The organism is Anaeromusa acidaminophila DSM 3853, assembly GCF_000374545.1.
GTDB classification, from domain to species: Bacteria; Bacillota; Negativicutes; order Anaeromusales; family Anaeromusaceae; genus Anaeromusa; species Anaeromusa acidaminophila.
The window spans coordinates 44,426-65,276 of record NZ_KB894598.1 but is presented as its reverse complement, the minus strand read 5'-3'; the positions used below and the strand labels follow the sequence as shown (position 1 = coordinate 65,276).

Annotated in this window: 16 protein-coding genes; 7 read left to right on the top strand and 9 right to left on the bottom strand. The window is 52.4% G+C overall.

Translation table 11 applies throughout. The features are described 5' to 3' along the window. Positions 1 to 177 precede the first annotated feature (177 nt). The 8 genes from C508_RS0112720 to C508_RS0112685 all read right to left on the bottom strand — a co-directional run bounded on the left by C508_RS0112720 (position 178) and on the right by C508_RS0112685 (position 7,904). Positions 178 to 942 carry a TSUP family transporter gene (locus tag C508_RS0112720; protein WP_018703948.1) on the bottom strand — a complete coding sequence of 255 codons (765 nt, stop codon included), beginning with the start codon at positions 940 to 942 and terminating at the stop codon, positions 178 to 180. 223 nt (positions 943 to 1,165) lie between these two features. Then, positions 1,166 to 1,597, bottom strand: a complete 432-nt coding sequence (locus C508_RS0112715; RefSeq protein WP_018703947.1) for a peptidylprolyl isomerase — start codon at positions 1,595 to 1,597, stop codon at positions 1,166 to 1,168. Between the two features lie 59 nt (positions 1,598 to 1,656). Continuing rightward, a complete protein-coding gene (locus tag C508_RS19560) occupies positions 1,657 to 3,873 on the bottom strand; it encodes an ABC transporter substrate binding protein (protein WP_018703946.1) in 2,217 nt (738 codons plus the stop codon). Positions 3,874 to 3,974: 101 nt separating this feature from the next. After that, positions 3,975 to 4,394 carry an ATP-binding protein gene (locus tag C508_RS0112705; protein WP_018703945.1) on the bottom strand — a complete coding sequence of 140 codons (420 nt, stop codon included), beginning with the start codon at positions 4,392 to 4,394 and terminating at the stop codon, positions 3,975 to 3,977. A 102-nt stretch (positions 4,395 to 4,496) separates the two neighbouring features. Then, entirely contained in the window at positions 4,497 to 5,222 is a 726-nt protein-coding gene (bioD, locus tag C508_RS0112700) for a dethiobiotin synthase (RefSeq protein WP_018703944.1), read from the bottom strand. Positions 5,223 to 5,489: 267 nt separating this feature from the next. Beyond that, a complete protein-coding gene (bioF, locus tag C508_RS0112695) occupies positions 5,490 to 6,656 on the bottom strand; it encodes an 8-amino-7-oxononanoate synthase (RefSeq protein ID WP_018703943.1) in 1,167 nt (388 codons plus the stop codon). After that, complete coding sequence (locus C508_RS0112690) at positions 6,653 to 7,429, bottom strand: 6-carboxyhexanoate--CoA ligase (RefSeq protein ID WP_018703942.1); 777 nt, start codon at positions 7,427 to 7,429, stop codon at positions 6,653 to 6,655. Before C508_RS0112690 ends, bioF begins: the two co-directional genes overlap by 4 nt. Further along, positions 7,413 to 7,904, bottom strand: coding sequence for a hypothetical protein (locus tag C508_RS0112685; RefSeq protein ID WP_018703941.1), 492 nt, complete (start codon positions 7,902 to 7,904; stop codon positions 7,413 to 7,415). Before C508_RS0112685 ends, C508_RS0112690 begins: the two co-directional genes overlap by 17 nt. 192 nt (positions 7,905 to 8,096) lie before the next feature. Between C508_RS0112685 and C508_RS0112680 the strand changes: the two genes are divergently transcribed. From C508_RS0112680 to C508_RS0112655, 7 genes are all read left to right on the top strand, one after another. Next, positions 8,097 to 9,536 (top strand): sigma-54-dependent transcriptional regulator, encoded by a 1,440-nt coding sequence (locus C508_RS0112680; RefSeq protein ID WP_018703940.1) that lies wholly within the window; start codon positions 8,097 to 8,099, stop codon positions 9,534 to 9,536. Positions 9,537 to 9,964: 428 nt separating this feature from the next. Beyond that, positions 9,965 to 12,874 carry an Hpt domain-containing protein gene (locus C508_RS20160; protein WP_018703939.1) on the top strand — a complete coding sequence of 970 codons (2,910 nt, stop codon included), beginning with the start codon at positions 9,965 to 9,967 and terminating at the stop codon, positions 12,872 to 12,874. A 32-nt stretch (positions 12,875 to 12,906) separates the two neighbouring features. Next, on the top strand, positions 12,907 to 13,395 hold the full coding sequence (locus C508_RS0112670) for a chemotaxis protein CheW (RefSeq protein WP_018703938.1): 489 nt from the start codon (positions 12,907 to 12,909) through the stop codon (positions 13,393 to 13,395). A 20-nt stretch (positions 13,396 to 13,415) separates the two neighbouring features. Continuing rightward, positions 13,416 to 15,917: a HAMP domain-containing methyl-accepting chemotaxis protein gene (locus C508_RS19550; protein ID WP_018703937.1), complete on the top strand. Its 2,502-nt coding sequence runs from the start codon at positions 13,416 to 13,418 to the stop codon at positions 15,915 to 15,917. Positions 15,918 to 15,995: 78 nt separating this feature from the next. Beyond that, on the top strand, positions 15,996 to 16,370 hold the full coding sequence (locus tag C508_RS20155) for a protein-glutamate O-methyltransferase CheR (protein ID WP_051086815.1): 375 nt from the start codon (positions 15,996 to 15,998) through the stop codon (positions 16,368 to 16,370). Continuing rightward, positions 16,286 to 16,840: a CheR family methyltransferase gene (locus C508_RS19865; RefSeq protein WP_169342533.1), complete on the top strand. Its 555-nt coding sequence runs from the start codon at positions 16,286 to 16,288 to the stop codon at positions 16,838 to 16,840. Before C508_RS20155 ends, C508_RS19865 begins: the two co-directional genes overlap by 85 nt. Next, complete coding sequence (locus C508_RS0112655; RefSeq protein WP_018703935.1) at positions 16,841 to 17,902, top strand: protein-glutamate methylesterase/protein-glutamine glutaminase; 1,062 nt, start codon at positions 16,841 to 16,843, stop codon at positions 17,900 to 17,902. It begins immediately after the preceding gene. A gap of 110 nt (positions 17,903 to 18,012) precedes the next feature. Here the strand turns inward: C508_RS0112655 and C508_RS0112650 are convergent, their stop codons facing one another. After that, a complete protein-coding gene (locus C508_RS0112650; RefSeq protein ID WP_018703934.1) occupies positions 18,013 to 20,706 on the bottom strand; it encodes a PAS domain S-box protein in 2,694 nt (897 codons plus the stop codon). Between the last annotated feature and the right edge of the window lie 145 nt (positions 20,707 to 20,851).

The window sequence follows — 20,851 nt, the reverse complement described above, 5'->3', positions numbered from 1 at the left end:
CATTCTTTCTCTTGCGTACCCTTTAGCGGACGTCGGTTGCTACGCCGTCCATAGCGCAACCGACCCTAGGCGCATCCGGCGCCGTCGCCGATTCTCTTGTTCAAAATTCGGCTCCGAAGTCTTCCTTCGTACCCTCACTCTACTCACTTTACTCCTGTTCAATATTCGTCTCATGCCTCAGTGCAGCAGGTCCCAGACTTGTTTGCCGATCATGACGGCGGAAACGCTGAGAAAGAGCGGACGTACATAGGCTGCTCCTTTGCGAATGGCTAGACGCGTACCTGCTAAAGCGCCAAGGATCATGGCAATACCCATCGGCAAAGCATACGCATAGGCAATGGAGCCGTACAGCGCAAACATAATAACCGAAGCGATGTTGCTGGCAAAGTTAAGCGCTCTGGCATTACCTGCAGCGGTGACGAAATCAAAGCCGATCATTAAAAAGGCAAACATGAAAAACGAGCCAGCGCCCGGGCCGAAAAAGCCGTCATAAAAACCGATGCTAAAAGAGACGATGCAGCTCAGGATAAACATGCGTCGCGTTAAGCCGCGGTAGGTGTTTTCACTGCCCCAATTTTTGCGAAAGATCGTATAAATGGAGACTCCGATCAGAAGCACCACCACTAACGGACGCAGAAACTGAGAGGGAATTTGCTGGACCGTGACCACGCCGCAGGCGGCGCCGACAAGGGAAAGCCAGAAGAGATACTTGACTAACTTCATATCGATTTTGCCGGAACGCAAAAAAGAAAGGCTGCTGGTCAAACTGCCCATGCAACTGGCCATCTTATTGGTACCTAGCGCCATAGTCGGAGGAAGGCCGGTTAAAAGCAGTGCCGGCAAGGAAATAAGGCCGCCGCCGCCGACGACGGAGTCGACGAAAGCTGAGAAGAAGCCGGCCACAACCAGCAAGGCGATGAGATCGCCGCTGGGGAAGTCCATAAAAGCGCCTCCTTAATTAAAGAAACCTCTGCTTTAGGCACAACTTACGGCAACGCGTATCTTTTTTGGTCAGACGCCTTCTGAAAACCTCGGCATAGCGCTGCTATGCCTGCGGCTTTCTTCCTAGACTGACAAAAAATAGTATGCCTTGCTAACGTGTCCCTAAAAGCATAGGTTTCTTTTTTTAAAACAGAAAGAACATATATAGTCGTAAAGTAGGGTTTTACTCTTCGATAACGGTGACTTTATTCATGCGGTCGCCGGGGACGATGTCATCTACCAGGTCCATGCCGTCGATGACTTGGCCGAAGACGGTGTGTAAGCCGTCCAGGTGCGGCTGGGGTTCGTAAACGATGAAGAATTGGCTGCCACCGGTGTTGGGGCCGCGATGAGCCATGGATAAAGCGCCGCGTACGTGCTTTTTAGGATTGCCTGCGGTTTCGCAGGGAATGGTGTAGCCAGGGCCGCCAGTGCCGTTGCCGTTGGGGCAGCCGCCTTGGGCGACAAAGCCGGGGATGACCCGGTGGAAGCTCAGGCCGTCGTAAAAGCCTTCGCTGATGAGCTTGGTGAAGTTGGCGACCGTACCAGGAGCCTCTTTTTCAAATAATTCAATAGTAATGGTGCCGCGATCCATTTCGATAACTGCTTTTTTCATGGAGATATCCCTCTTTTCTTTCGTAATTGTATTCATTATATCATGTATGTCAGGAGTGGTCACTTGCTTTCCGTGTCTATGGTAAAGAAGAAAGTGGCTCCTTGATTGACTTGGCTGTCCGCCCAGATGCGCCCGCCATGACGGTGGATGATGCGGTTGACCGTGGCCAGGCCGATACCGGTGCCGCTGAATTCTTTGGCGTGATGGAGACGTTGGAAGACACCGAAAAGCTTATGGGCGTAAGCCATATCGAAGCCAGCGCCGTTATCACGGACAAAGAAAGCGATTTCCCCTGTATCCAGATCCTGGCGGCAGCCGAATTCGATGCTTGGCTGCGCTGTTTTACCTGTGAATTTCCAGGCGTTTCCTAAAAGGTTGTCCAGGACGATGCGTAAAAGCGGCGTATCTCCTAAAACCATTAAGGACGGCTCAATGCGGAGGTCTACCTGCCGCTGCGGGTCCTGCTGCTGGAGTTCTTTCAATACCTGCCATGCCAAGTCGCTTAGGTTCACTTTTTCCAGATTCATTTGGGTTCGGCTGATGCGCGCCAGGTGAAGCATGTCGTCAATAAGCTGTCCCATGCGCTGGCTGGCGCCGCGCAGGCGCTGCAGATAATCGCGCCCTGTATCGTCCAGACGTTCGCTGTAGTCCTCCAAAAGAGCCAGGCTAAAGCCGTCAATGCTGCGTAAGGGAGAGCGCAAATCATGAGAAACAGAGTAGCTGAATGCCTCCAATTCTTGATTAGCGGCCTCCAACGCCGCGGTGCGTTTAGCAACGCGATCTTCTAGCTCGCTATTTAAGGTGCGGATTTCCTCGTAGGCCGTTTCTAGCTGCGAAATGTCCTTGTAGATAATAGAAGCTCCCATAGGATAGCCTTCTGGAGAATACAAGGGAGAGGCGGTCTTAAGTACGGTTAGCAGATGACCGTCTTTATGGCGGCGCAGACCTTTGTTGTGATCTTCCTTCAAGCCTTGATCTAGTTGGGAGGCGCTGCTTTTCCATTCTTCCAGAAGCTCATCGGGGATAATGATGCGCATGGACTGGCCGATGGCTTCTTCGGCGGTATAGCCGAAAAGGCGCGTAGCGCCGCTGTTCCAACTGGTAATCATGCCCTGAAGGTTGCGGCTGATGATAGCATCGTCGCTGCTTTCGACGACAAGAGCCAGCTTATGTACGGCTTCCAATTCACGGCGACGGCTGACATTGAGGTGCCAGAGCGTGAGCACTGCCAGAATCAGCAGGGCGAAAACCGACAAGGTGCTCAAAACCAGTGACTGATATTGTTCATAGAAAGACAAGGGCTTATAGAGAAACTCGCTTTCCGGCGGCAAAGCAGACTCGGCAAAGCGGAAGCGTTGCAACTGGCGGTAATCAAACAAATAGGTGCGTGGAGGATCGGTAATGATGGGTAAGTCGGACGCACGGGCGCCTTGAAGAATTTTCAGAGCCAAATTCGCGGCTGTTTGTCCTTGGACGTAAGCGCTGAGCACATGGCCGCCGACAACGCCTTGTCCCATATCATGTTCCCAAAGAGTATAAACAGGCGCATTGCTGGCGGCGCTGATGCGAGCGGTGACTTCATCAGACTGGTATTGTTTTCCTGCCGCGTCGCGATGGAAGGGAAGATTTAGAACCATGCTGTCAGTAGAGGCGGCGGCAATGCGTGTTAAAATATCCGCCAAGGGCAGGTCGTGCAGGTACGTAATGGTTAAGCGGCTGTTTCGTATATCTGAAGATTGTTCTAGCATCTGCCGCGCTTGTTGTCCGAAGAGGCTTTGGTCGCTGACGACAAGCAATTCTTTGGCTTGAGGCTGCAATTTTTGAGCGACGGCAACCGTACCTGCAATATCCACGCTTTCCATAATGCCAGTGACATTATCGGCAGGCAGATGACTTTCCGGCAGAATGTTGTTGACGCCGCAAAAGACGATGGGCGCATCCGGGAAAAGCGATTGCCGATAGGTTTTGGCGAAAAGAAGAGCTTCGTCATCGACTGTAATCACGGCGTCATACTGAAAGCCTTGGAATTTTTGCTTCCAGAATTGTTTCAGATTGGCAAAATGAGCCGGCGTATTGAGACGTTTGGTGTCCATGTATTCGATTTGCACAATGATATTGTGTGGGATTGTATCTAAAATGCCCTGGTTGATGCGATCCGACCAGACAAAGCCGGGATGATAGGATTGCAATACCAAAATGCGTTGTTCCGCGGCGGCGGTGGCGGGAAGAACGAAAAGACAGCAAAGAAAAAGTGATAAAATCAAGTATAGACGCATTGGAAAGCCTCCTTATTCAAGATCACGACGAGACGGATACGCGAAATGGCTTTTTGCGAAAAAAACCGCTTTCTCTTATGAAAAGAAAGCGGTTAAATGGTCTAATTTGGTAAGTGCTTGATCATTAATATTTCATTTCCTAGGTGGTTATAGGTTAAATGGTCGGTAGCGGCGCGCATTAAATGCAGGCTCATGTTGTCTTCGGGGAGATCCGCAGGAATGCTCTCAAAGGGAGTTTTCGGGGGCAGACTGCGTAAAATGGTGTTGCCTGGAAACCCATCGCCGTAATCGAGAATTCGCACGGAGATATAAGCTTGCCCTAAGAGGGATACGCGAATGCGCACCAGGGGTTCGCCATAAGTCTGAGTACTGCTGCGAAGGGCATTTTTCAAAGCTTCATTAACCGCCACTTCAAATAATGCGCTTTGCACTCCCAGTAGATTTTGCAATAACTTTTGCAACTGCTGCCGAATAAGCGGCAGATCATCGGTATGATGGACCATAAACAGCATGCTTTCCATGGATTCACTCCTGAGCTTCTTTTTCTCACTGAGCAAAGTTCTCTATGGATTGTAACAAATCCTGCTGATGATTAATTTATTTTCCATAATAAATAAGGAAACTCATTCTTCTAAATAAGCGAGCAAAGCATTCAGGTCAAAAGCGGCTGGGGCTAGAACGGGCAGCTCGCCCAAGGCGGCATCGGCCATGTTTAGGGACGGGATGTCCGGCAGGAAGGACCATATCGGCAGGCCGGTTAAGCGTTTCATATAGGCTGCGGTGCTTTCTTCCAGGATGCCTGGTTGAGCAGGCCAACGATTTAGCAACAGCGCTGCCGGCTTGAGGCCTTGGCTTTTGGCATAGGCGACGGTAAGCAAGGCCGTGTTTACACTGCCTAAAGAGGCTTGCGCTACGATCAGCAAGGGCAGCTGCAAGGCCTTAGCCAGATCGCAGATCAAATATTCTTCGTGAAGAGGCGTAGTTAGACCGCCTGCGCCTTCTACCAAAACCAGGTCATGGGCGGCGGCTACTTTGCCGATGCGATCAAGCAGTACTTCCGGATGAATCGTAACCTGTTCCAGTTCTGCTGCGGTGGCTGGCGCCAGGGCGGCATCCAAGCAATAGGGGTTGACGGTATCACGCCAGCTTTCATCTAAACCAGCGGCAGCCATTAAGAGGCTGGCGTCTTCCGAGCGCAGTGAGCCGTCAGCTTGACGGACTGCGCCGGATGCGGCCGGCTTGGCTACGCCTACGGAAAAACCTTTCTGACGCAGCGCACAGGTCAGGGCGGCAGTGACTACCGTTTTACCGACATCGGTTCCTGTAGCAGTAATAAAAAATCCTTTCATTATGTAAAACCTCCTGGATTCAGATTTTGAGACAAGGCGTGAACAAGAGTATCGGGAGTCACGTGGTTACGGCCTTTGAACAGGAGTAAAGGGAGTAGATGGAGGGTATGTAAGAGAGCAAACGGGAGCTGGAAAAAGTAACAGAGACAAGCCGGAGCGTATAAGTATCAGGTCCGACTTTTCGCGTCATTGCGAGCGTCAGCGCGGCAATCTCCTCGAATATAATGTCGTTCCTCGTAGCCCTCACTTTACTCCATCTACTCCTGTTTAATAATTCCGTATCTTTTGGGCAGCCTGAGCGATTTTTTGCGCGGCCTGGCGCAGCTCCTCCGTCGTATGGGCCGCGCAGACCGTGAGGCGCAGGCGGCTTTCACCCTGAGGAACTGTAGGCGGGCGGATGCCGGAAACCAAAAGACCTGCCTCTACGCAGGCTTCCGCCAGCTCCATCGTGGCTGCAGCTTCGTAGGTGAGAATGGGGATGATCGGGGTTTCTCCGGGAAGAACATCAAGGCCGTTTTGCTGCAGTTCTTGGCGCAGCAGCTTCGCATGGCTCTGCAAGTTCGTGACCAACTCAGGCTGCAGTTGGAGCTGCTGCAGAGCGGCTGTGGCTGCGGCTACGGTGGCTGGCGCCATGGCGGTGGAAAAGATGAACGAGCGGGCTTTGCTGAGCAGATAAGAAATGAGGGTTTTACTGCCGCAAACAAAGCCTCCTTCGCTGGCTAAGGCTTTGCTTAAGGTGCCTAGCTGTACGGCGACGCTTCCTTCCAGGCCGAAGTGCGCGGCTGTGCCAGCGCCGCCTGGACCTAAAACGCCGGTAGCGTGAGCGTCATCTAGAATGATTTCCGCCTGGTATTGTTTGCCGAGAGCAACTAGTTCCGGCAGGGGCGCTATGTCGCCGTCCATGCTGAAAACGCCGTCGCTGACCAGATAACGTTGACCGGCGCAGGGCGTTTGAGCCAGCAGTTCTTCGAGGTGGGCCATATCGTTGTGACGATAGATGACAGTAGTAGCTTTAGACAGGCGGCAGCCGTCAATAAGGCTGGCATGGTTGAGAGCATCGCTGAAAAATACATCTTCCTTGCAGCCCAAAGCGGAGAGAACGCCTACATTGGCGGCGTAGCCGCTGGAAAAAACAAGGGCGTCTTCACTGTGCTTAAAGGCGGCCAATTGTGCTTCCAAGGCTTCATACAGAGAGTGGCTGCCAGTGGTAAGGCGGGAGCCGCCGGAGCCGGTGCCGTATTGCAAGGCCGCGGCGGCCGCCGCGTTTTGGACGGCCGGATGATGCGTCAGGCCCAGATAGCTGTTGCCTGCCAGCAGCAAGCATGATTGGCCCTTATAGAGGACATGAGTAGCGTCAATGGCTTCGCAAGTGGAACGTCGGCGCAATAAATGCGCGTCACGCAGTTCCTGCAGGGCTTGGTTGAGATGGTTCATGAGGCTTGTCCTTTCTGTGGCCGATTCTGTACTAGAACAGGCTGTTCTTCCAGGAAATGCTGCAAAGCCGCAAGATCGGCGTCGGGGGAAATAAAGAACGCCCGACCGCCGTTAGCGCTGTTTTTTTCTTTTAAACAGGGAATTCGTATGTAGCCGTGGCGGGGAGAAGCGACATAGCCTGTGGTATACTCCGGGTCGTCCGACCAGCAAATCTCCGCCACCATGCCCGGAGCGGCGGCTACCTTGGCTGCCAGCACCATGGCTTCTCGGGGATGTTCGCCATCCAGTCCTTGTTGACACAGCCAAGATAACGCGTCAGACTGGGCATCCAGATCCATACGAGAAACGCGGACGCCTCTGCTTGCTGTAGTATCTAAGCGTTCGCCGGTAGCGGCCGAGAGAATCATGGCGCCGCGCAGGCTGTCAGGCAGCTCGCTTAACGCCAAAAGGCCTTTAGCCGCGGCCTCTTCGTTGACTCCGGCTTGGCATAAGGCTTGCAATGCCAGGCGGCGGCTGTTTGTTACGCTAGCGCTTTCTTGGGCTTGCCAAGGCAGTAAAGGGATGGACAGGCAAGCTGCGGGGGGGACTGCTTCGATGGTTAAGCGAATAAAGTCGGCGTTGCCTCGGCTATGCTCCAAGGCCCGCTGCACCATAGCCTGTGTAGTATCAAGAAGCAGCTCCGGAGGAATGAGCCGTTCGGCGCCGGAAATATGGCGGCCGCCGTTTTCATGGGCGCCTCCCTGGGCGGCGCGCATCCTAACGCTGAAATGCATGACGTACACTCCTTTCACATTGACTGCGGACCCGGCGCAGAAGCTGCGTCAGCGGCCAAGCGGCGATGGCGGTATACGCCATGCCGGGCAAAGCGGCGGCCAAAAGCGGCCAGGCGGCCTGCCCCAGGAAAAGCGCCAAAGAAAGACGAGCGGCTGCTGAGCCAAGAGGACCGGCGAGAAGCACCATAAACCAGGAAGTGCCGCCGCAGGAGAGTACGCCGCCGACAACCAGGCGAAAGATCATAGCGATATAGACGTTGAACAAGGTTTGGGTACCCAAGAGCAGGCCGACGGCGCTGGAAAGAATGCCTGCTATAATGTATTTTTTAAAGCCAAAGGCGGCGCAGATGGCTACCGCCAGCGGTGCGGAAAGTTGAAACTCCGTGCCAGGAAGCAGACCGGGAAGTTTGATAGCGCCAGTGATGGTAATCAGTGCTCCTAAAAGAGCGGTTTCCGTTAAAAAACGAATTGGCATAAGCAGACAACTCCTTTGTAAACCAAAAAATAAATAACGGTTAACGAACAAAGTATAGCAGTTTTAAAGAAATACGTAAAGACGCTGGGAATTAGGAAAAGAGGGTGCAGGGAAGCTCTTGGAATATAAAGGGATTTGCGGGGATAAGGAGAATTAAACAACAAAAGTCGTTCTAATGCAGGAGGACGAAGCATGCGGATATTGCTGCTTGATGACGATCAGGACAGCCGCCATACAGCGGCGCAATTTCTGCAAGATTTGGGCCATGAAGTGGTCCAATGCGCAGACGCGGAAGAAGCGTTGGAAAAATGGGCGAAAGAGGATTTTCCCTTGGTGTTGGCGGATATTCATATGCCTGGGATTAGCGGCGTGGAAATGACACGACGGTTGAAAGCGCTGGCGGACGGATGGCGCAGCGATGTGGTCTTGATGACTGGGGATCGACAGCCGGAATTGATTTTGGAGGCGCTGCGCGCTGGGGCGTACGATTACTTGCTGAAGCCGCTGGCGGCGGCGGATTTGGCGGCGATCGCCGAGCGGGTAGGCGAGCATCAGGCGTTGCGACGGGAAAATCGCCATTTGTCGAGTCGCTTTGATGCGGCGGTTCAGGAGGCGACGGGCGAAACTCGGCAGGAACTGCAGCGATTGAAGAAAAAACTGGCTCAGGTCGAAGGCAATCGTCCTTGCTTTGTGTCGCCGGCGATGGCCTTTTTGGCGGATTTGGCGGAAAAGTATCATGCCGACCCTTCGTTGCCCGTGCTCATTGAAGGAGAAACAGGAACCGGCAAGGAAGTTTTGGCGCGACTGATTCATTACGGTTCGCAAGGAGACGGCGGCGGGCCTTTTGTGGCGGTAAACTGCGCGGCTCTGACGCCAGCGTTGTTTGAAAGCGAACTGTTCGGGTATGAGGCGGGCGCTTTTACCGGCAGCAGTGTTAAAGGGAGCAAAGGAAAGGTGGATGCAGCTGCAGGGGGGACGCTGTTTTTAGATGAAGTGGCGGAACTGCCGACAGAGCACCAGGCGAAGCTGCTGCGCTTGCTGCAGGAACGGGAGTACTATCGAGTAGGGGGACTCAAGCGGCTGACTAGCGACGTTCGGGTGATTTGCGCAACGAACGCTCATATCAAAGAGCGTGTGGAAAGCGGTCAGTTTCGTCAAGATTTTTATTATCGGTTGCAACTGGGGCATTTGTACATTCCTCCTCTTCGTCAGCGACGGGAGGATATTTTGCCGTTGAGCCTGACGTTTTTGCAGGAAAGCGTTCGGCAGAGGGGGAAGCGCTTTCAGGGGTTTAGCGCCGAAGCCGCCGCTTGGCTGGCGGGCAGGGAGTGGCCTGGAAATGTCCGGGAGCTGCGCAATGCAATTGAGTGGGTTGTGTTTATGTTTGACGGCGAGGTTGTGACGCCGGAGCAGCTAAAGGCCAGCCAGCGGCCGCAGCAGGACGTTGCGGCAGGTTCTTCGGAAGCTGCCTGGCTGATGTTACCGCCGCCGTCGGCGGAGGTGCAGCTGGAGCAATATACGCAGCTGATTTTGAAGCGGATACTGTGCGATACGAAAGGCAATCAGCAGGAAGCGGCGCGCCTTTTGGGCATCAGCCGCTCGACGGTAACGCGCATGCTGCGACGCAGCTGAAACAAAGAACAGGCACGGAGATTGAACAAGAGAACAAGAGAACCGGAGGGCCCACATGAGGGTTACGGGGTACGGTGTTTTTAACAGGAATAGAGCGGGTTTTTGAGCATGACAAATCAATTTTCGTGCTTTTCGCGATTTTCGCGGTTGGATAATAAATTCGAGAGACGTTGTTAACGAACCGCGAAACACACGAAATACGCGAAAGGGTTTTGAATCAAAATTATATTTCTCCGTATCTTCTCAAAATGCAGCAATGAGTCAATTTGCTGCAAGTAAGTGAGTCAAATTGACGCAGATAGTCGGTTGGCGAAGCCGTTAATTTCATTGCAAGGAAGAAAAGCAAGGAGTATGCCTTTTGGCATGCTCCTTGCTTTGTTTTATGGCAGGGACTTTTTTGAATTCAGCGGTGCAAAGGGGGGATGAAGATGCGAGTCATGATCATCGATGACGATCAGGGCAGCCTGGAGTCTCTTAGAGATTGTATTGAAACACGAGGCAGTGAATGCGACGCCTTTCAGGATCCGGCTAAAGCCCTGGCCGCCTATGATCCGGCGGTGCATGACGTGGTGCTAACGGATTTCAGCATGCCGCAGCTTAACGGGCTGGAGGTGCTGGAGAATATCCGGAAGCGGCGAGAAGATGCGGTAGTCATTATTATTACCGGCTACGGCAATGAGGAATTGGCAGCGGCCTCCCGTAAGGGAGGAGCCTATGCGTTCTTGTATAAGCCGCTTAATGCATTCAAGCTCTACGAGCTGCTGGACGCCATTCAGGAAAAACTGGAACAGGGCCATGTGCCCCAAGGGCCGGTACGGCCGAAAGCGCCGGTGGTAGACCGGGAATTCGGCGAATTAGACGGGATTTTCTTTTCCGAGGCGTGTGAGCTGTTGGCTAATTCGGCTGACTCTCTAATCAGCAACGAAAAAGAAGGTCGTGCTGTGGAAGCGGTGCCGGAAGTATTTCGCGCGTTCCACACCATCAAGGGCGGCTCCCAAACAATTGGGCTGGAAATGCTGGCGGAACTGGCGCATAAAATGGAAGACTTGCTGGATATGATCCGCAAAGGCGAGCATATTATCGACGGTCACGCCATCAGTTTGATTTTAGAAGCCATTGACTTGATGGAGCAAGAAATTGCGGCCTATGTAGCGCACGAAAACATGGATGAACTGGCGCAGCATCAGTTTGATTTGCTGGCCTTGGTGAAAATGGCCAAAGAGCATAATCAGGAGGCTCTCGATTTTAAGCGGAATAAGAATATGGCGGATGGGCCTAATTGCTTTGTCGAAGTCGAAAGCATTGCTCCGCCGATGGTTACGGAAGCCTATGCTGATGGTCATGTCTTTTTGGTTTGGGCCAAGGCGGATCCGTCGGAATGCATGCCCCAGGTGAGGCAGTATATGCTGTTGAGCAAGCTGCAAGAACATGGAGCGAGCCTGTATTGCCATCCCGATCCGTATCTGCTGGAACATCACTGTGAACAGGTGGACAGCGAGGATATGGCGATTGTCTATCGGACCCATTTGGAGCAAACGGAGCTGCAAGGGCTGGTGGAGCATTCGGATGGTATGGCGGAAGTGAAGTGTACTCCCTTATGGACGCAGCGGCCGCAAGAAGCGCAAGAAGACCAAGCGGAGGCGGGCGCTGGCGATGAAGAAGGTTTAACCGAGGGAATGCAGGAGCGTTTTGCCACGGAGGCGCTGGAACATTTGCGCGAAGCGGCTGCTGCATTGCTTGAATGGGAGAAACAGCCGGCTAATCGGACGTTCTTGGATGAAGCGTTTCGGGTGATGCATACCTTCAAAGGCAATGCCGGATTTATGGGGTTGGCGCCATTTGAAGAGGTGGGGCATGAACTGGAGTCAGTGCTGGAAGCGTTGCGGCAGGGGCGTACAGCGCAGACGGCGGAATGCTCTCTTTTGTTGAAAACGGTGGATTCCTTGAGAGAGGGCGTCGAGAAGCTGGCTTCCGGGGAAAAAGAGTACTTGCCTGCTAAAGGAGCATTGATCAAGATGCTCCAAGGTCTAAGCGGCAAGGAAACGGCAGCGGAAACAAGCAGAGAAGACGCCGGTAAAGCGGAAGGAAAACCGGTTCTTTCGGTAGCGGAGGGACCTAAAAACGCGGGAGATCATGCTGCAGGCAGCATGATGATGCAGGCCATTCGGGTAGATGTGGAAAAATTGAACCATCTTCTGGACTATGTGGGCGAGCTGGTTATTGCGGAAGCTATGGTTTTCAATAATCCCTCCTTCCGGATGCTGCGCTCCGGCAGTATTCTCAAACAGGCTTCCCATATGGGGAAAATTATCCGGGATATTCAAGACGTGGCTATGTCGATGCGTATGATTCCCTTAACAGCCACTTTCCAGAAAATGTCTCGTCTAGTGAGGGATGTTTCCGTTAAGTCCGGCAAAAAAGTAGATCTGACCATCGTGGGGGACGAAACGGAAGTGGATAAAACGGTTATGGAGCAAATCGGCGATCCGTTAATGCATATTATTCGCAACGCCCTGGACCATGGCATTGAAAATCCAGAAGAACGCTTGGCGGCGGGCAAGGAAGAAACGGGTCATGTACTCTTAGAAGCAAAGCATGCAGCTGGCGAGGTTTGGATTATCGTACGGGATGACGGACGGGGGCTGAATCGGGAGAAAATTCTGAATAAAGCGCGCCAAAACGGTATCTACAGCGGCAGCGGCGAAGAGCTGAAGGACGAAGAAATCTGGAAGTTTATTTTTGAGCCCGGCTTTTCCACGGCGGAAAAAGTGACGGCTATTTCCGGACGCGGCGTGGGCATGGACGTGGTGAAGCGAAATATAGAACGTATTCGCGGGCGCGTGGATATCAAGAGCGTCTGGGGGCAGGGAACCATTTTCCTGCTGCGCATTCCGCTGACATTGGCCATCATTGAAGGGATGATCGTCAAGGTGGGGCGTTCCCGCTATACGGTGCCGATTGTTTCCATTCGCGAATCCTTCCGGCCCAAACCGTCGCAGATCACCGTGACTCCTGACGGCGGGGAAATCGTCAATGTCCGGGGCGAACTGCTGCCTGTCGTACGGCTGCATGAATTTTATCGGGTGAGGACGGACGTAAAGCAACTGGAGAAAGGCATTGTGGTCATTGTGGAAAGCGAAGGCAAGCGGTGCTGCTTATTGGTAGATGAGCTTTTGGGGCAGCAGCAGATTGTCATCAAAGGCATGCCGGAATATCTGGGATCTGTCCGGGGCGCGGCGGGCCTGGCCGTTCTGGGAGACGGCGGCGCCAGCATTATCTTGGATATTGGCAGTTTGCTTCTGGCCGTGGATGAAGCGGCGATGAGCGTAGGCTTGTAAACCGCTCTTAAGGAGGAAAGGAGGCGCTAGACATGAGTGAAGACCGGCAAAGAAATGATGTAGATGATGATTTGCTGGAAGAGGAAGACGAAGAGGATACGCTGGAGAATAAGTATCTTACGTTTATGATGGAAAAAGAGGAATTCGGCGTGGAAATTCGCCATGTGCGGGAGATTGTGGGCATGCAGTACATTACTGACATGCCGGATTTACCGGAATATGTCAAAGGGGTTATCAATTTGCGCGGCAAGGTCATTCCGGTAATGGATGTGCGCATCCGTTTCGGTCTGGAATCGCAGGAGTATGACGAGCGGACATGCATCATCGTCATTACTGTGGGAGAGCAGATGATCGGCCTCATTGTCGACCGGGTATCCGAAGTGCTCAATATAGACGAGTCCTGCGTGGAAGAAGCGCCGGATTTGCGCAAGAATCACATCAATCGTTATATCAGCGGCTTGGGCAAGGTTGGCGATAAGGTGAAGATCTTGTTGAATGTGGAAAAACTTCTGTTTGAATGAAATAAAAGGAGGCGACAAGGATGAGTTGGCTTAAAAACATGAAGATCATGGGGCGTTTGCTGCTAGGATTTTGCATTGTGGCGTTATTAGCCGGAGCGGTTGGTTATGTCGGCGTAAGCAATATGAGAAACATGGGCGAACTGGATACGGAAATGTACCAGCTCAATACCGTGCCGATTTATGAACTAGGCAATATCTCCAATGCTTTTTATGATATTCGCGTGGCGGTGCGTAATATTATTATTACTCCGGATAAGCAGAAGCAGCAGAGTTTGTTGCAAAGCATTCGCGACTATGATAAAAATGCGAAAAAAAGTATGGATAACTTTGAAAAGACTATCCGCGACGAGGAAACAAGGCGTGATTTTGATGCGGTGAAGAAAAGCTACGCTATGTTTCTGCAAGATGTGGATCGAATTACCGGCTTGTGGGTAGGCGGGTCTCAAGATCAAGCGCTGACTACCATGTACAGTGACGTGGTGCAGCGAAATGCAACGCAATTAAACGAAGCCTTTGATCGTTTATCTGATGGCAAGGTGAAACAGGCGGCCTTGAAATACGAAACCAATGTGACCACTGTAAAAGACGCCACCCGTAATATGATCATCTTGATTTTGGTGGCTGTAGCGGTTGCCATGGGTTTGGGCGTTTTTACGGCCAGAGGTATCAGCAATCCGTTAAAAGAGCTTGTAGATGCCGCCAACCGGATGGCGCAGGGCGATGTGCAACTGCAGCTTAAAGGCGGCGCTACCAAAGACGAAGTAGGGCAGCTTACTGCTTCCTTCCAAGTGATGGCGGACAATATTCAAATGACGGCGCATCATTTGCAAAGCGTTAGTCAAGGGGATTTGAGCGCCGATATCCGAGTGCGTTCCGACAAGGATGTGCTTAATCAGAGTCTGCAGCTGTGCGTGAAAAATCTGCAGCAAGTATTGGGCGAAGTAAATCAAATGGCTGCGGCGGCGGTAGAAGGGCAATTGAAGCAGCGTGCCGATGCTTCGCGGCATCAGGGCGAGTACCGTACGTTGGTCGAAGCGTTTAACGCTACCTTGGACGCTATTTTGCATCCGCTGGCCGAAAGCAATCGGATTTTGCAAAAACTCAGCGGCGGCGATTTGCGCGAGCGCGTGAATATTGAGTGCGCTGGCGATCATCAGCGCATGAAAAACGCTGTTAACGGCATGCATGACTGGATGAAAGAGCTTATTGCCTATGTGACGAAAATTGCCAATGGCGATATGACAGCGGATATGCGCAAGTCCTCAGAAGACGATCAGATTCACGAATGGCTGATTATGATGCGCGAAAATATCCGCCATGTTGTGGGCGATATTGACGGTTTGGCTGCGGAAGCCATTGAAGGAAATCTGGAAAAACGTGCGGATGCGGCGAACCATGGCGGCGAGTATCGGCGTATTGTCGAAGGCGTGAACAAGACGCTGGACGCAGTGGTGACGCCAATCAACGAAGCCGTAGGCTGTCTGAAAGAAATGTCGCAGGGTAATTTGGATGTGCAGATGGAAGGCGACTACAAGGGCGATTACGCGGTTATGAAAAAAGCCTTGAACAGTACGCTTGTTTCTATGAATGACGTATTGCGCCAAGTGGCCTCCTCGACAGACCAGGTAGCGGCAGGATCGCGGCAGATCTCCGACGCCAGTCAGTCCTTGTCGCAAGGCGCTACGGAAACGGCCAGCACCATGGAAGAGATTTCAGCTTCGATTCATGAAATGTCGGCGCAGACCGGCCTTAATGCTGAAAACGCCATGCAAGGGAATCAGATGGCGGTTACCGTGCGAGATCATGCGGAAAAAGGCAGCAGCATGATGCAACAAATGGTAGGCGCGATGAATGATATCAACGCATCTGGTACGAACATCTCTAAAATTATCAAAGTTATTGATGAAATTGCTTTCCAGACCAATCTGTTGGCGCTCAACGCGGCAGTGGAAGCCGCCCGGGCGGGCAAGCACGGCAAGGGCTTTGCGGTAGTGGCCGAGGAAGTGCGCAATCTGGCGCAGCGCAGCGCCGAAGCGGCCAAGGAAACTACAGCGCTCATCGAGGACTCGGTGAAGAAGACCGAAGTGGGCACCAGTATTGCTCATACAACCTCGGAATCGCTGGCTGAAATTGTTGATGGCATTACGAAAGTGGCGGATTTAATGAGTGAAATTGCGGCTGCTTCGCGTGAACAAGCGCAAGGCATCAAGCAGATTAATGAAGGCGCTTCGCAAGTGGGGCAAGTGGTACAGCAGAATACGGCCAATTCCGAAGAGTTGGCAGCGGCAAGCGAAGAATTATCGGCCCAGGCGGCGCAGCTCAAGAGGATGGTAGAACGCTTCCGTTTGCAACGCTTAATGAACACCGGCGGCGCAGGGCTGCAGGAAGGACTGGCGTTTGCGCCTAAACAAATGGCGGCAAGAAGCGCCCCGGAAGAATCTGGACGCAAAAGTAAAGGAACCGCGAGACCGGCGCCGGAAGAGATTATTTCATTAGATGAACGGGGCTTTGATCAATTTTGACAATTGAGCGGATGCGGGAGCTGCCGGAAAGCGGTTAACCCTTCTAAGCAGCTCCTGTAAAAAAAGGAGTGGTAGGCCATGCATGAATGGTCGCATATTCCGTTGCGGCGCAGAGAATTTCTGGATATATGCAGCTTGCTGTATGAACGTTTCGGCATTCATTATGATACGCCTAAACAAAGTTTGATTTGCGACCGACTGCAGAAAGTGTTGCGTCGTCATGGGATGGCTTCCTTCGCAGACTATGTAGAATATCTCCGGCGGGATGCCAGCGGCCGGGCGCTATTGGAATTAGCGGATGTGATGTCGACGAATTATACGTACTTTTTTCGCGAAGAGGACCATTTTGAATTTTTGCAAAAAAAATCTTGCCGACTCTGCAAACCCGTAGAGACCGTAAGCTGCGCATTTGGTCGGCTGGTTGTTCCTCCGGCGAAGAAGTATATACCCTAGCTATGGTGGTCTCTGAATTTTTGGGGGAGGAAGCCTCGCGGTGGGATGTGAAAATTCTCGGGAGCGACATTTCCCAGAGCGTTTTGTCCCAAGCGGAGCAGGGAGTATATTCGGACGCGCAAGTGCAAAAATTGTCCAAATTGCAGCGGGCTCGCTACTTTTCCAAAGTAGACACGGAAAATTGGCAGGTTAGTGATGAACTGCGGCGCTTAACGGTATTTCGCAAGCTGAATCTGATGCACTCTCCCTATCCCTTTAAAGGGCGTTTTGATCTTATTTTTTGCCGCAATGTGATGATCTACTTTTCTCAGGAAGTGATTCGCGGCTTGCTGGAAAAGTTTCATCATTACTTGCAGGAAGAAGGACATTTATTTATCGGTCATTCGGAATCGCTGGACAAACGAGAACTCTTTCAACCGGTGCAGCCAGCGATTTACCGGAAATGGACCGGACGAAGGAGGGAAGCATAGATGGGGAAAATCCGGGTACTGGTGGTGGATGATTCGGCGTTGGTGCGCGATATTCTTAGCCGCGGCCTGTCGCAGGACCCGGGCATTGAGGTGGTAGGCACGGCAACGGACCCCTATATGGCTCGCGATAAAATTTTGCAGCTGAATCCGGACGTACTAACATTGGATGTAGAGATGCCTCGTATGGATGGCGTAGCTTTTTTACGGCGTCTTATGACGCAGTATCCGCTGCCGGTGATCATGGTCAGCGCCTTGACGGAACGGGGCGGGCAAATCACCATGGAAGCGTTAGAGGCCGGGGCGATTGACTTTGTGAATAAGCCAAAATCCGACATCGCCCGAGGGCTAGGGGCTATGATGAAGGAACTGCGAGCTAAAGTGAGAATGGCGGCCGGAGCGAACTTGGACGCTTGGAAACGGCTGGCGCAGCAAAAAAAACAGCTTCCGGCGCAACGGCCTGTTTCCGGACAAGAGGAACGGGCGCTAGCTAACTCGACAGATAAAGTCATCGCCATCGGGGCTTCTACCGGCGGTACGGAAGCTATTCGGCGCATTGTGAAGCTGTTGCCGCCGACGATGCCGGGAGTGGTCATTGTGCAGCATATGCCGGCTGGCTTTACCAAAAGCTTTGCGTCTAGCCTTAATGATGTGTCGCAAATGGAAGTAGTGGAAGCACAGGGCGGGGAGCGCGTCATGCCTGGTCGCGTACTTTTGGCGCCGGGGGGCAAGCATATGCGTGTGCGCCGCAGCGGCGGCATGTACTTGGTAGAGTGTTATGACGGTCCCAATGTCAGCGGTCATTGTCCTTCAGTGGATGTGCTGTTTCGGTCGGTTTCCCAGCAGGTGGGGCGCAATGCCATTGGCGTTATCTTGACCGGTATGGGATCGGACGGCGCGGACGGCATGGCGGAGATGCGGCATGCTGGCGGCCGAACGTTGGCGCAGGATGAGGCTTCCTCGGTGGTGTTCGGTATGCCCCGGGCAGCCTATGAAAAAGGCGGCGCTGAGTGTCTGGTTTCGCTGGGGGATATTCCGGATACGCTCTTGAAATGGCTGCGCTGAGGAAACGAAAAATTTAATAGGAGTAGAGTGAGTAGAGGGAGGGAACGATGAATTATTACATTTTTCGTACCCTCCGAGTACTCTCTTTACTCCTGTTTAAGCTTCCGTATTTAATTGTTTTGTTGGGGCAGGATCACGCGGATGCAGGCGCCGCCGGTCGGCATGTTTTCCGCCGTAATGTCGCCGCCGTAGGCTTGCATGAGAGAACGGACAATGGCTAAGCCCAGCCCCATGCCTCGTCCGACGGCCTTGGTGGAAACGAAGGGCTCAAAGGCGCGAGGGAGAATATCGCTTTGGAAGCCCGGTCCGGTGTCTCGGACTTCCAAAATGACGTAGTCTCCTTTGTGATGCGTTTGCAGAGCGATTTGCTTGGTTGCTGCTGGGTCGGCATCTCCTAGCGCTTGCTCGGCGTTGACTAGCAGGTTGGTGATGGCCTCTTCCAGGCGCATGGAATCTCCGGGGACATAGCCTGCTTCTTTATCCAATTCCAATTGCAATTGAATACCTTCCTCCCAAAGCCGTGAACGCAGATTTTCAGCGGCTGTGCGTACGGCTTCGTTTAAATCACAAGAGCCGGTGACTTTTTCAGAGCCGCTGCGCACAAAAGAACGCATACTTTGGATAATACTGCTGATGCGACGGCTTTGTTTGGAAATCTTCTCTAACGCATCCCAGAGTCGCTGCGTGTCAATCGGCTTGTTATGATGATGGAGGTAAAGCGGTCCGTCGGCGGTCAACTGCAGGGCGTTGAGGGGTTGATTGATCTCATGAGTGATGGCCGCAGCCATAGTGCCGATGAGGGCCATGCGCTCCGCTTGCGCTGCTCGCTGCTGTGCTTCGTGGGCTTCTTGCTCCGCTTTCTTGCGAATGCTAATGTCGCGGACGATGCTGAGCAGGTATTTTTTACCGTCAAGAACTGCTTGGCAAGAGCGAACTTCGACAGGGAATGTGGTACCATCCTTATGCTTGTGAATAGTCTCGAAAAGAATATCGGTAGTACGGGCTGTCTGCATTTGCTCTGGCCAGTCTCCCAAGGTTTCCGGCGCTCGCAGTTCACGAATGCTGAGGCTCTGGAGTTCCTCGGACGTATAGCCGTAGGTGAGTTCGACAGCCTGATTGGCGGCGATAATAACGCCATCCGTATCCAAAAGAAACATTTTATCCCGGGCGTTATGGAAAAACATTCGGTATGTTTCTAACGCCAGCTCCGCTTCTTTACGGGAAGTAATGTCTTGCTTAACCGCTACGAAATGAGTGATGGCGGCATCGGCGTCCCAAATAGGAGTGATGGTCATTTCTTCGTGATATAAGCTGCCGTCTTTGCGTCGGTTTACAAGCTCGCCGTGCCAGGGCTGACCGGAAGTAATGGTGCTCCAAAGATGCTGGTAAAAAGAATCATCTTGTAATATGGAACGTAAAATTCGCGGGTTTTTTCCCAGAGCTTCCGCTTCTGAATATCCGGTAAGCGCGCTGAAAGCGGAGTTGAGCCAACATATTTTTCCCTCGGCGTCGGTAATAACGACGCTGTTAGCGGTAGCGCGCAAGGCGGAGCGCAGAAGATTCGCTTCTTGGCGATGATGGGTAAATTGCAGTACATTCGTAATTTTTTGTGCGACTCGTTCCAATTCTAGTTTCAGTTCTTCATTCCAGATATAGCCCTTCTTGCCGTAAATGCAAAGAACGCCGTCCATGTTATTTCCCAAGGACATGGGGACGGAAATGGCGCCCTCCAACCCGTAGCGTTTTACTTGTTCCGTCCAAGGAGAAAAGCGAGGGTCGTCGCAGCTGATCATCTGGGTTTTGCCGGTACGCAACGCCTCGCCGCTGGGGCCATAGCCTTGAGGCGTGTCGTCCCAGCGAATATTAAGCTTGGGGATTTCTTCGGGATTAATACAGGCGGCTTGACATAACTCGACGTTGCCATCGGCGCCCTTGGCGCCGACAAAACTGAGGGTTAGAGAATAAATCGACAAAAGCTCTTCGCAGACCATGCTTAAAATACGGTTGACCGGCTGATCTTTTAAAATGGCCTGATTGACGCGGTGCAGCAGTGCTGATACGGCATCTTTTCGTTGGCGGCGGGTGATGTCGCGAACAATGCTGAGATAGCGGTTGCCGCTACGGGAAATTTTCATCTCTACCGGCATGTGGGTGCCGTCTTTGCGCAGCAGGGACCAATCAATGAGCAGGGAGGTTCCGGCCGGCAGCGGGCTGCGCAGTTCTCCTAAGCGCGCCGTCAATTCCGGAGGCGTCAAATCCTCTAACCGCAGACCGAGAAGCTGCTCCTTTTCATAGCCCAGCATGGCGCACATGCGAGAGTTGGCTTCTACATAATAGCCTTGAGGGTCGCTAAGGAGAATGCCGCCGATAGTCTGTTCCATCAGTAGCTGCCGCTGCGCTTCGCTGTGGCGCATTTGCGCCAGCAGATGATGGGTATGGTGTTGCTGCTGTTGAAGACGCAGGAGCAGCGGCAGCAGCACCTGGGGTTGGTAGGCGGCGCTTTTGGGAATAAAGTCGATAATGCCGGCGTCAATAGCTTGCTGCGGCCAAAGGGCTTCGTCAGTTAGTAAAATTAAGGGGATAGACGGGTGGCGTTCTTGGAAATGCTGCCATAAGGGAAGGCCGCTGGCGGTGTTAATAGCATAATCTATAAGAGCGCCATGGAAAGAGACATCCGAGTTTTTTTCGAAGAAGGACTGTTCATAAAGGCAGATATGAGGCGCATATTTGGACAGGAGACGTTCTAGCTGTTTGCGATCCAGGGCAGTATCGGCAAGCAAAAGAAGGCGAAAATCTTCCTGCATGGTCAACACCTCTTTTTTAGTGTGATGCTGGTATAATTCGATATTTCTTTCTTAAATCTTGCAAGAAATTAAAATTTTATAAAGAATACAAATCTAATATAGAAAGCGTTTTTGGAAAAAGGATATTGATAAAAATAGGGCGTAG